Source organism: Psychrobacter sp. Sarcosine-3u-12, from assembly GCF_002836005.1.
Classification (GTDB): domain Bacteria; phylum Pseudomonadota; class Gammaproteobacteria; order Pseudomonadales; family Moraxellaceae; genus Psychrobacter; species Psychrobacter okhotskensis.
The window spans coordinates 1-12,503 of record NZ_PJBY01000086.1 but is presented as its reverse complement, the minus strand read 5'-3'; the positions used below and the strand labels follow the sequence as shown (position 1 = coordinate 12,503).

Below are 12,503 nucleotides of genomic sequence, written 5' to 3'. Positions count from 1 at the left end.
GCTGGTTTTTATTTTTAAAATTTAAAACTTTGAGTTTTTAAAACGATGAATATTTAGATTATGCTTTGGCCATTTCTGCAAATATCTCATCAGCGGCTTTGATTGACGCTTCAATGTCTGCTTCGCTATGTTTGATAGACATAAAACCCGCCTCATAAGCAGAGGGTGCCAGATAAATACCGCGATCGAGCATACCGTGAAAGAAAGTATTGAACGCGGTCATATCGCACTCTGTCACATCATCAAAATTCTTTGGCGTTTCGGTTGCACTGTCTTTGACAAAGAACATACCAAACATACCGCCCAATTTATTGGTACGCATATTAATGCCATGTTTGTCCGCAGCTGCTTGGAAACCATCAACTAGATGGTCTACTTTCGCTGCTAATTCATCATAAAACCCGTCTGTCGTTAAGTCTTCAAACATAGCAATACCGGCACGCATCGCCAGTGGGTTGCCTGATAATGTGCCGGCTTGATAGACACCGCCGAGTGGCGCAATACACGACATAATGTCTTTTTTACCACCGAAAGCGCCAACGGGCAAGCCTGCACCGATAATTTTACCAAAGCAAGTTAGGTCAGGGTCGATACCGAAATGCGCTTGTGCACCGCCAAGTCCAACACGAAAGCCCGTCATAACTTCATCAAAGATAAGCACTGAACCGTTGGCAGTACACTCTGCACGCAAGGTATCATGGAACTCTTGGCTCGGAATGACCATATTCATATTGCCAGCGATCGGCTCCAAGATAACGCAGGCAATTTCATCACCCCATTTTTCAAAGCAGTCTTTAATCGCTTGTGGGTCATTATAAGGAATCGTAATCGTGTGCTTAGCGAAGTCTGCTGGCACGCCTTTTGACGTTGGCTCACCGATATCAAGCATACCTGAGCCTGCTTTTACCAATAAGCTGTCTGAATGTCCATGGTAACAACCTTCAAATTTGACGATTTTGTCGCGCTGGGTATAACCACGTGCTAGACGAATCGCACTCATGGTCGCTTCTGTGCCAGAGCTGGTCATACGAATCATCTCAACGCTCGGAACGATTTCGCAAATCTTATCAGCTACCGTCGTTTCAAACGGCGTTGGCGTACCAAAGCTGAGACCATCATCGGCCGCTTTTTTGACCGCATCGATGACTTTTGGATGCGCATGACCCAAAATCATGGGACCCCACGAGCCGACATAATCGATATACGCATTGTCTTCGGTGTCATAAATCTTGCTACCATTGGCACGGTGCATGAAGATGGGCGTACCACCGACCCCTGCAAAGGCACGGACGGGCGAGTTGACGCCACCGGGAATATGCTTGCGTGCTTGCGCAAATAGTTGTTCGTTTTTGGTGCTCATAATTATTACCTTTAGCTATTAGAGTTTAAAATTGATAGCCCATTGTAGCGATTATCGCGTCGCTCTTAAATCTTACTCACGAAAAAACACAGTAGCAGGCAATTTTCACAATAAATAATTGCTGCGATATTCTAAATATTCGTGGTTATGAATAGTTATAAGTAGTGAATAAAAGTAGTATTTATCAAAAAAAGGTAGCAAATCGTAATCGAATTTAACTTTGCTAAATTACTGCTACTTAGTCTATAGTAAAACAGCACCACAAACTTTTGTTGATAACGGAGTAAGCAAACATGGACACTATAGATAAGGATACTACAAACACGCAGCCCCTTGCGCTAATGAATAATCAAGAAGCTATAAACATTATCCAAGCGCTTATAGATGGCATTAACCCACTATCGGATGAACCTTTAGCCAACAGTAGCTTATGCTTGAATAGCGACATTCAACGAGCTTTGCAAGCGACTATCCCTGCGCTTGAAAGTCGAATCAGATACGATGAGCGCAAAGCCAAACTGCCTGCTAATGCTGGTTTGCCTTGGACTGACGAAGAAGACCAGCAGCTTATAGCAGCTTTTGATGAGGGTAATTCTATAGCTAACTTAGTTGAACAGCATCAACGTACCAAAGGTTCAATCACTTCACGGCTGCTTAAGTTTGGCAAAATTGTTGGTTAATCACTGTATTTCAAGTACTCACTACAAGTACTCACTAAATGCTATATTCGGTTTATAATTGAGCGAATCAATAGATAAATTAGTGAGGAGATAACGATGGCGCTAGGTAAGCTCTCACGGCTTGAGCGATTATTTTTACCCATCATCATTGAGCGTGGTATTGACTATAAAAATACGAACAGCGTTAGGCAGTTAATAGGACAAAAAATAACTGCCGATGCTATCGCTGCTGGCAAACAGCAACAGTGGTCAGCTACTGTCTATGGTACTGATCGCTATCGAGTACAAGTAGAGCTTACTCAAATGCCTGATGGTGATATGGCCATTGAGGCGATGCACTGCTCATGTCCTTATGACGATTATTGCAAGCATCTAGGTGCCACGCTGTTATGTATTCGTGAGCTGCTTAAAAGCGGTCAAGCGCTTATAAAAGAAAATAGCGCTATTATAGCAAATGGCGGGTTAGACGACATCTCTATAATAGACAGTGAAGCGCTACTACAGTCTCTGGACATGCCAGCACTTAGAGGCTTTATCCAGCAATGCCTGTTACACCATCCTAATATGTTAGATGAACTAGTCATTTGGTCAAGCGCGTATCAGGATAGTAAGGTTGCTGCTAGTGTTGCTGACAATGTCGGTAGTGCTATTAGTGTAACGCGCGACCCTAAAGTCATAACCTCCATGCGTCGGCAAATCAATACGATTTTAGACATCGATAATAAATATTATAACTGCCATGATAGTTACGACTATGACTATGAATACGAAAGCGACTTTGATGAAGAGAACACCAAGTTTGAGCACTTATTTGCACAGTTTGGCAACCAACCTCAATATCAAATCGCTTGTATCTTATACTGGCTTGAACAATTAATCGCTATCAGTGAAGAGTATCCAGAGATTGATGTCAGTCAAGGACTCTATACAGGATTTGCCAAGTTCGGTCGCATAGTATTTGGATTGGCTCAAGACCAAAATAAAGGTAAGCGCAACTATGACATAGACTACTGCCCCAGTTGGCGCGATGTTTTGAGTTTTTATACTATCGACTTAGCAGATAAAGCGTTGCTGCAAGAGGTACAGCAACAAGTTAATGAGTGGCAAAGGGCTGGTAATATCAACGAAACGGGGTTGGACTGTCAGCCTGCGCGTGTGGCTTTTGATTTATATATTGCCAAGCAAGATTGGTACCCTGCAGTGATACTCTTAAACGAGCATATCGAGACGGAAAAATCCTCAAGATATGGCGACCATCAGCTTGAGGGTTTAGTGATGCTTAAAATTGCACTACTGGCTCATTTACAAGCCCCTGAACAGAACCAAAAATCGCTCGTCAATCAAAATATTGCTAATGAGCAAGTTAATGACGTATTGGCTGAATTTGCTTATTTGCCTAGTATTCGTCACTTATTAATAAAGCGCGCTTTAGATTTGGGCGCGTTAGATATTGTCTTGAGCTTACTCCATAAAGGCATTACCATCGCAGAAGAAAATGGTCATGCCGGTACCGTTACCGAGTGGCAAAAGCAGTTGGTAGACATTTTGACACAAACAGATCATCTATCAGTAGATGCAGATACAACAGCCATTATTCGTCAAAATTGCAAAGCCTTAGCTTTTGATAGAGGCTCTATGATTGATGAGCCCTACTATAAACAATGGCGCGAGACTTATCAGCCTGATGAATGGCAGCAAGTTATCAGTGCCGAACAAGAGCGCCTAAAACAGTCGATAAAAAAGAGTGAGTCTCAAACCAAACCACTTTTTATTGTTACAAACTCTAAACTTGAAATGCTAGCACAGATTTATGGGTTAGAAAAACAGACCGAAGCCTTGGTCGCTTTGCTAAAATGCCATCCTAATGCCAAGCTGCTAAAACAATACCAAGCGCAGATTATTGATATAGATGCGCCTTGGCTCATCGCATTTTATGCCCAGCGCTGGACACAAATGATAGAGAGTATAAATGGGCGTAAAGCGTATAAGGAGCTGGCACAAGATATTCAGCGTATGATAGATGACTTGCCATCGGGTATCGCGGTGTGGCAACCATTAGTTGATAAATGGCAAACAAGGTTCAGTGAGCATCCCAGAAAACCCGCCTTATTGGACGAGCTTAGCAACATACGCTGGTCTAAAACATCCTACACACTAGACACGCCCTAAGCTTTTTTAACCACTGAGGATTTCAACTTCATGGGGCCATAGCCATCCAATTTACAGTCGATATCATGACCATCGGTGGCATCTGGCAATAGACGAATGCTTTTGGCCTTAGTGCCTACTTTGATGACGAGTGATGAGCCTTTGACTTTTAAGTCTTTGATGACAGTCACAGCATCGCCATCTTGCAGCTCGTTACCAACTGCATCACGAATGACCGCGTCTTGGTCTTCAGCTTGCGCTGCATCCGTCTCCGCTGCCGTCCATTCATGAGCGCACATGGGACATACCAGTAACGCGCCATCTTCATACGTATATTCAGCATCACATTTTGGGCAATTGGGTAAGCTCATAATTTCCTCGGCAGCCATCATCATTTAGGTTTATTCTAGACCCAGCATAGACCTCAGCCTAGATATCACATTGTATCGTAACTCGCTACTTTTAACCAATTTGTGCACTTGAAAATGGGGTGCTCAGCCCTATTTATACCTTAACTTAGCGATTGGATAGGACGTTTTTTATCACAGGGTTTTTTGTGGTACTCTTCTTTAGCCGTAATGACTTTTAGACCATCTTGTCTGCAAATGGTAAAAACTTCGCTACCCCTCTTTAACCCTTGCGTTTTAGTGACCATATATTGATACATGCACGCTTATAAATAGGATAATAACAATGACTCAAATTTCAAACGCTTCAACGCTGCCACAATTTTCTCAACTAACCATTCAAGGCGAGGATGCCGAAAAATTCTTACAGGGTCAGTTAACTTGTGATGTCACCAAGCTCGGGCTTAGCTATCAAGCAGCGGCGCTTAGCAATTTAAAAGGTCGTATTGAGTTTGGCATTTGGATTAAAAAACAAGCAGAGAAACATTACGACGTGGTTGTTAGTGGGGATTGCGCAGAGTCGCTACAATCGCATTTAAAAAAGTTTGGTGCCTTTTCAAAGTTCGATACGAGCGCGCCAACGCCGATTTATCCTTGTGTGCTCGCTGATGAGCCGACTTTTAGTCATAAGGATGATCATAATAATGCTGAAGATACGCAAGCGTGGATGCAGTGTAGTATTGAAAACGGCAATTATTGGATCGTGGCAGCAACGCAGGCCCAGTTTCAACCACAAGAGCTGCGTCTGCATCAGCGCGGCGGTATGGACTACGATAAAGGCTGTTATCTTGGTCAAGAAGTCATCGCTCGCATTTACTTTAAAGCAGCACCAAAAGCATTTTTGCATTATGTCAGCGGCATAGGTGACGTGCCAGCCGCAGGTGACAAGCTAGAGAAAATTCAGATAGTCAATGCGATTGCCACTGCCGAAGGCTTTGAGGCATTAGTGGTTGCCCGTCCTGAGCATTTGGCCGATAGCGAGCTTACGATATTAGACTTACCGCCAGCACTACAAGCGGATGTGGCGCGCCAAAAGTAACGCCAAATAACCAAAACAGTAAGCACTATTCAAAGCACTTTTACTAAAAACGCAGCAGAGCAATCTATGACCCATATTGCGGTACTCGGAGCGGGTGTGGTGGGCATAACCAGCGCCTGGTATCTTCGCCAAGCAGGCTACGATGTGACCGTCATTGAGCGTGAGCCAGCCGCCGGTATGCAAACCTCCTTTGCTAATGGTGGGCAGATATCGGTTTCGCATGCGACCCCTTGGGCGAATCCTGCCACACCAATGAAGGCGCTTAAATGGTTGTTTCGCGAGGACGCACCATTGCTCTATCGCTTGCGTGCTGATAAGGCACAGCTCAAATGGGCGATGCAATTTTTGCAAGAATGTCGTGCTGAACGAGCCGATGCCAATCTGGTGCAAATGGTGCGTTTGGGTCTGTATTCACGCGATGCTTTGCAGCAACTACGTGCTGATATCGGTATCAATTATGAGCAGCAAACGCGCGGTATCATGCATTTTTATACCAACCAAGCAGAGTTTGACGCTGCTATTGCGCCAACAGAGCGTATGCAAGCGCTGGGCTGTGAGCGCCATGTCATCGACATTAATAACGCGGTCAGTTTGGAGCCAGCACTTTACCCTATTGCCCATAAGCTCACGGGCGCAACCTATACCAGCCATGATGAATCGGGTAACGCGCACTTATTTACTCAGCGTCTAGCTGAGCGTTGCGCCGATGCTGGCGTGCAATTCTTATATGATACGGAAGTGTTGGCGTTAAACGCAGATGCCAACTCTACCAGTCCACATATCCATAGTATTACCATTCGTCCCAAGGGTGAAAACGCGCAAACTTTTAGCGCTGATAGCCATGTGCTAGCCCTCGGTAGCTATAGCGTGTCATTACTAAAACCTTTGGGAATACACGCACCCATATTTCCAGCCAAAGGCTACTCAGCCACTTATCAAATCAATCCTCGCGCCCCGCATCTCGCTCCTTTTGTCAGCCTCATTGATGACGAGTTTAAGTTAGTAACCTCACGCCTTGGCGATAAATTACGCGTCGCAGGAACGGCTGAATTTAACGGCTATAATTTGGACTTAAATAGTACCCGCTGTGAAGCGATTACTCGCCGTGTGCAGCAACTATTCCCGAAAGGTATCATTGCCAATTCTGTGCAATATTGGACAGGATTACGCCCGATGACCCCTTCTAATGTGCCATTAATTGGGCGCGCACATAGTGGTCAAGTGCGGCATGGCAGTCATAATACGCACGCGACTTTTGATAATCTATGGCTAAATACGGGGCATGGCACGCTTGGTTGGACTCATGCTTGCGGTTCTGCAAAGGCTATTAGCTTATTGATGCAAGGCGAGACGCCGCAGGTAGATTTTGATTTTATTGGTCTAACAGTATAAAAAAAGGTACTAATAAAAAAGGCACTAATATAAGTACCTTCTTCATTTAAACTAAAATTTTTAAAGTTATTTTATGCCGCACTAGTAGATTCAACCTTAGCATCAGTCGTGTTCAAATCAACCCCTTCTAGCTCGATTGCTTCTAGCTGTACTGGTACACCATTGACCGCTGCGTTACCACTTAACTGATCGATTAACGTGTCATCCGTCAAGTCATTCACACTGACGCCTGCATGTGCTTGCGCGATTTTCTGTTTCACGCCTTTGCGCCCATGACCCCAACCATGAGGAATACTGACCACGCCCGGCATCAGCTCATCCGTCACTTCTGCGACGATCGTCACGTGACCGACGCGTGAGGTAACTTTTACCTCTTGACCATCTTTAATACCGTGGTTTTCCGCTGTTTCAGGATGCAGCATCAGGGTACAGCGTGGTTTGCCTTTGACCAAACGATGGCTATTGTGTAGCCACGAGTTATTGCTACGCACGTGGCGACGACCAATCAATAGAATCTGTTTGTCATCATATTGCTCCATCATGTCTTGCACGCGCTCTAGATCTGCCTGATAAAAATCAACGTTAAGATGAATATGCTTGTCTTTATGTTTTAACGCTTGCGGCAGCATTGTTTTTAGTGGCCCAAGATCCATACCGTGAGGGTGTTTCTTTAGTTTTCTCAAACTCATATGGTAATAAGGCCCGCGCTTTAAGCCTTGATCGAGTATTACTTTTGGCCCTAGCGCCTTTACCAATCGACGCTCAATTTTGGTCGCCAAAGGGGCTTTGTTATCCAGTCGCTCTGCTAATTCTAGGTAGATTTGCCAATCGTGTTTGGCGTCTTTTTGCTTAGCAAATAACGCTGGAGAGTATTTAGCGACGTTGTGCACCGCAAAACCATTAAAGGTGACGTCATAATGATCACGCTCTAGCGGTGATACGGGTGGCAAAATAATATTGGCGTGGCGACTGGTTTCTGTCACGAAATAATCAAATGAAACCATAAAGTCCAACTTTGCTAAAGCTTCATCTAGTTTTTCACCGTTCGGAGTGCTGAGCACCGGGTTACCTGCGACAGTGATAAAGCCTTTTAGCTGTCCCTCGCCTTCCACGAGCATCTCATCTGCCATCGCAACCACGGGGTAATCGCCATTAAAATCAGGCAAATTGCTGACGCGGCTGTGGCGCTTACCTAAATAGCCGGGGCCAGAGTTATTCACCACATCGACCGCCGGATTAGGGAACATCAGACCACCTACTTCATCTAAGCGACCGCTGACGATATTAATCGCCATAATCAAATACTGGCTTAATAAGCCAAACTCTTGTACCGATACGCCCATGCGACCGTAGCAGACCGAACTTTCTGCTTCACAAAACTCTTTGACGAGGCGTTTGATTTCAGACGCAGTGATACCCGTAATACTGGCAACCGACTCTGCACTATAGTCTTTAGCAAAGTCTGCGAGTCGTGAAATTTCTGGCGTTAGAGCCGCCGCCCTATTATTAATCTGTGCCTTATCCGCATAGCCTTGTAGATAGATTTCGTTGAGCATTGCTAGCAGTAATAAGACATCGGTCGCTGGACGAATAAAATGGTGCTCGCTAGCAATATCTGCCGTTTCTGTGCGCCTTGGATCAATCACCACCACCTTGCCATCACGGGCTTTGATATCTTTTAGCTTCTGGCGCATATTGGGGGCAGTCATAATACTGCCGTTAGATGCCAGCGGATTGCCGCCAATAATCAGCATATACTGGGTACGATTGACATCGGGTACTGGGATGCGCAGCATATGACCAAAGAGATGCATGCAGACGATATGATGCGGTAGTTGGTCGATTGAGGTGGCAGAAAAACGACTGCGCGTCTTTATACTGGTTAATAAGTGCTTAACGGTTAACATCCCGCCTAGGTTATGCACGTTGGGGTTGCCCAGATAGATACCGAGCGCATTTTTACCATATTTTTTTTGTACCGTTTGGACGCCCGCTGCTACTTTATCTAGCGCTTCAGGCCAGCTGATTTCCTTCCAGCCATTCGCCGTTCTCTCAACGGGTTGACGCAAGCGATCAGGATCTTCATGCAAATCTTGCAAAGCCGTCGCTTTCGGGCAAATATAACCTTGCGAAAAAGGGTCATCTTTATCGCCTTTAATCGATAGCACCTTATCGCCATCGTGTTTGATGACGATACCGCACATCGCCTCGCATAGGTTACAAGTTCTAAAATGGGTTTGCTCATTGTTTTTGGTTGGCTCATTACTCATCGTCGTGCTCCCTATTATTTTTTATCCGCGTTTTTGCTATGTAAATTCCGTTTAAATCTTTTTATAAATTGGACTGCCTTGATGATTAGCCGCTCATTTCTTGCCATTCTGTGGTAAAGAATTGACTAAAAAGCGCATCGAAATTTGTGCTTAACATCGAGATAGCTTGCTGTCTGCTATAACGCTGCTGATGACAGCCAACTATTAATTCATGGACTTGAGCGGCGGCGATATCGACACAAAGATTGACTTCCGAGCGTTCAAAAGAACATCCAGATAAGGACAATCCTTTTATAAATATTGCCGTCCACTCTTCTTGTATTTCGGTCATTAAATTGCCTAAACCCTTATCCAATAGGCTGTTATTTTCTTGGGCTGGATTTTTTGAATCGCTAGTTAATAAACATTCATTCAATAAATCTTGCTCTTTTATACTTGGGGCAAAGCGCAGACGGTCTTCGAGCAAACGCTGAAATAAAGCAATATTCTGAAATGCTGCATCAAAAATCATATTTAAGCAGTGCTGACAACGCTCATTGAACTGCGCTTTAGTTAATCTAGGATAATCCTTTAGCATATCAATCCACGCCATACGCATGGGCGATAAATAGTTCTCCTTAAGCTGAGCACCCAGCTCTTGTTGCAGCGCCTCTAAGCTCGCAAAATGATTGTAAAAACTCGGCTGCGCGATGCCTGCGCCCTTGGCCACTTTATTCATACTCATGCCACAAGCACCTTCCACACGATAGAGCTGCAAGGCACTTTTTAGGAGCGCGCGCCGTGTCTTGGCTTTTGCCAGCTCACGCTTTGTTTCAGTTGTTGCACTGTCATCTGCACTGATGAAGTCTGTTTTAGCATTTGCCTTCAATGTTGACCTCGATTTATATTTTAAAATGACTTACGGGAATAATTACTACATCGACTATAAGACTATAGTCATTTAAACTATAAGTCTATAGCTTAAATTTTTAGTACAAAGTTTTTAGAAAAAGAGGGTTATAAAAACCTCCCCAAAACCACATGCAGTCGTTTCAAGATAAGTTGGATACAAGAAAGGCTCGCTAAGTCTTAGCAATAACAGACTGAGCAAGCCTGACACTGCACGCCATTTATATAGACTCGACTTATATAGAATTGACGATACTTAGGATTTATTATGACATCAGCCGTTTTCTCTCCTTTTACCTTGCCATGTGGCGCTGTGCTGCCAAACCGCTTAGCCAAAGCCGCTATGGAAGAAAACATGGCAGATAAAGGGCAAATCCCCGGTCCTACTATTTTGCGCCTATACCAACGCTGGGCGGAAGGCGGTACTGGGTTACTGATTACTGGTAATGTTATGGTTGATGGCCGAGCAATGACGGGACCTGGTGGCATCGTATTAGAAAAAGACAGTGATTTAGCACCCTTTCAAGCATGGGCGCAAACGGTTAAAAAGAACCATAGCCACATTTGGATGCAAATCAATCATCCGGGTCGCCAAGTCTATGCAGCGATGGGAGGCGATGTGTTGTCACCTTCTGACGTTTCCCTTGATTTAGGAAAGCACTCTCATCTGTTTGGCAAGCCTCGTGCCATGACCCACGAGGATATTGAGCAGCTGGTTCAACGCTTCGTCGATACCGCTGTCAAAGCTGAACAAGCGGGCTTCGATGGTGTGCAAATTCACGGGGCTCATGGTTACTTGATATCACAGTTTTTATCGCCGTTGACCAATAAGCGCACTGATGAATTTGGCGGTTCACTCGAGAATCGTATGCGCTTATTAATTTCGGTGATTAAAGCCGTCCGTGCCCAAGTCGCCCCTAGCTTTGCGGTATCAGTCAAATTAAATTCAGCCGATTTCCAACGCGGTGGCTTTGATGCTGATGATGCCAAAGCTGTTGTTTTAGCGATGCGCGGGCTTGGTGTTGATTTGGTTGAACTGTCGGGTGGCAGCTATGAGAGTCCGGCGATGCAAGGTACAACGGCAGATGGTAGAACCTTACAGCGAGAAGCCTACTTTTTAGCGTTCGCCGCCGAGATTGCACAAGTGGCCAGCATGCCGATGATGACTACTGGTGGGGTCAGGCGTTTAGCGGTAGCAGAATCCGTATTGGCTCAAGGTATCGATATCGTCGGCATGGGCACTGCGCTCGCCATGAACCCATCTTTGCCCAATGATTGGCAACACAATGAGCAACTAAGTGCGCACGACCCAGCCGTACGCTGGAAAGACAAAACCTTGAGCGCTATCGCCACCATGGCGGTCATTAAGCGTCAGCTACAACGCATGGGGCAAGGAAAAACACCTAAGACCAATGCCTCGCCACTATTTTCGTTAATTAGCGACCGCATACGCTTAAAGAAATTAACAAAACGTTATCAAGGTTATTTGGCTAAGTAGCCTAAATCGATTAATAACCACAGTAAAAAGCAGACACCATTTTATTAATAGCGCCTGTTTTTTATTTGCCTATACGAATATAGAGTTCGCGTTATTGAGAAAGCACGCTCATTTTTATTTTTCAATAAACCCTTTCTTAATTCATTTACCTATCGCACTGATAAAACCCCTGCTTTATTACACAAAGATGGTCTCCATAACATAGCCATGCAGATTGCTATCATGAAGTAACACTCTAAACATTGCGCATACAGACAGCGGAATTCTTGACGCTTATATTAGAGACATCAGCTAGCTTGTTTTATAAATTTTTTATAACGACTCGACGAGTTCTTATTAAACAAGAGCTTATCAAGTAAAACGGTCATTAGAAAAAAGCTACTGAATAAAATGTTAAGAAAGGCCAGATGGGATAAATGTCTTGATAAACAAATAATCAAAAAAGGAATATAACAATGAACGAACATACTCTAAAAGGTGAATGGAACCAAGTGAAAGGCTCAGTAAAACAAAAATGGGCTGATCTGACTGATGATGATTTAACCCATATCGAAGGTAGCCGCGATAAGCTGGTCGGTCGTGTACAAGAGCGTTATGGCCATGCAAAAGAAGATGCTGAACGTGAAGTAGATGACTGGCGTCGCGAAAACAAATACTAAGTTATCAGTCAAATAGCGAACAATGCTATTGATGATTTAATTCGATGATCTAATAAGTCAAAAAACCGCATAAATCTTATGCGGTTTTTTTGTTAGCAGCCATTTAACGCTTTATACACTACTCAATAACGTATCTAAAAAAGGTTGAATAAAAAACTCTTA

General features: G+C 44.2%; 10 protein-coding genes. 6 read left to right on the top strand and 4 right to left on the bottom strand.

Annotation, left to right across the window (positions count from 1 at the left end; all coding sequences use genetic code 11):
- Positions 1-58: 58 nt before the first annotated feature.
- Positions 59-1,360, bottom strand: coding sequence for a glutamate-1-semialdehyde 2,1-aminomutase (gene hemL / locus CXF65_RS05475; protein WP_101211322.1), 1,302 nt, complete (start codon positions 1,358-1,360; stop codon positions 59-61).
- A 293-nt stretch (positions 1,361-1,653) separates the two neighbouring features.
- Here hemL and CXF65_RS05470 point away from each other — a divergent pair, with 293 nt between their 5' ends.
- Positions 1,654-2,040, top strand: coding sequence for a hypothetical protein (locus CXF65_RS05470; protein WP_157824022.1), 387 nt, complete (start codon positions 1,654-1,656; stop codon positions 2,038-2,040).
- Positions 2,041-2,136: 96 nt separating this feature from the next.
- The gene (locus tag CXF65_RS05465) at positions 2,137-4,209 is read left to right on the top strand and encodes an SWIM zinc finger family protein (RefSeq protein ID WP_101211320.1); all 2,073 of its coding nucleotides are present in this window, start codon (positions 2,137-2,139) and stop codon (positions 4,207-4,209) included.
- Here CXF65_RS05465 and CXF65_RS05460 read toward each other — a convergent pair.
- Positions 4,206-4,559: a zinc ribbon domain-containing protein YjdM gene (locus tag CXF65_RS05460; protein WP_101211332.1), complete on the bottom strand. Its 354-nt coding sequence runs from the start codon at positions 4,557-4,559 to the stop codon at positions 4,206-4,208. The genes CXF65_RS05465 and CXF65_RS05460 overlap by 4 nt on opposite strands.
- Positions 4,560-4,881: 322 nt before the next feature.
- Between CXF65_RS05460 and CXF65_RS05455 the strand changes: the two genes are divergently transcribed.
- The gene (locus CXF65_RS05455) at positions 4,882-5,634 is read left to right on the top strand and encodes a YgfZ/GcvT domain-containing protein (protein ID WP_101211319.1); all 753 of its coding nucleotides are present in this window, start codon (positions 4,882-4,884) and stop codon (positions 5,632-5,634) included.
- Between the two features lie 6 nt (positions 5,635-5,640).
- Positions 5,641-7,026, top strand: a complete 1,386-nt coding sequence (locus CXF65_RS05450; protein ID WP_413772495.1) for a D-amino acid dehydrogenase — start codon at positions 5,641-5,643, stop codon at positions 7,024-7,026.
- Between the two features lie 71 nt (positions 7,027-7,097).
- Here CXF65_RS05450 and CXF65_RS05445 read toward each other — a convergent pair whose 3' ends face one another.
- The gene (locus CXF65_RS05445) at positions 7,098-9,296 is read right to left on the bottom strand and encodes a molybdopterin oxidoreductase family protein (RefSeq protein WP_101211317.1); all 2,199 of its coding nucleotides are present in this window, start codon (positions 9,294-9,296) and stop codon (positions 7,098-7,100) included.
- 85 nt (positions 9,297-9,381) lie between these two features.
- The gene (locus CXF65_RS05440) at positions 9,382-10,164 is read right to left on the bottom strand and encodes a TetR/AcrR family transcriptional regulator (RefSeq protein WP_025651850.1); all 783 of its coding nucleotides are present in this window, start codon (positions 10,162-10,164) and stop codon (positions 9,382-9,384) included.
- A gap of 288 nt (positions 10,165-10,452) precedes the next feature.
- Between CXF65_RS05440 and CXF65_RS05435 the strand changes: the two genes are divergently transcribed.
- Together CXF65_RS05435 and CXF65_RS05430 are read left to right on the top strand one after the other, a co-directional pair.
- Positions 10,453-11,682 carry an NADH:flavin oxidoreductase/NADH oxidase family protein gene (locus tag CXF65_RS05435; RefSeq protein ID WP_101211316.1) on the top strand — a complete coding sequence of 410 codons (1,230 nt, stop codon included), beginning with the start codon at positions 10,453-10,455 and terminating at the stop codon, positions 11,680-11,682.
- A 455-nt stretch (positions 11,683-12,137) separates the two neighbouring features.
- A complete protein-coding gene (locus CXF65_RS05430) occupies positions 12,138-12,341 on the top strand; it encodes a CsbD family protein (RefSeq protein ID WP_101211315.1) in 204 nt (67 codons plus the stop codon).
- Positions 12,342-12,503 lie beyond the last annotated feature (162 nt).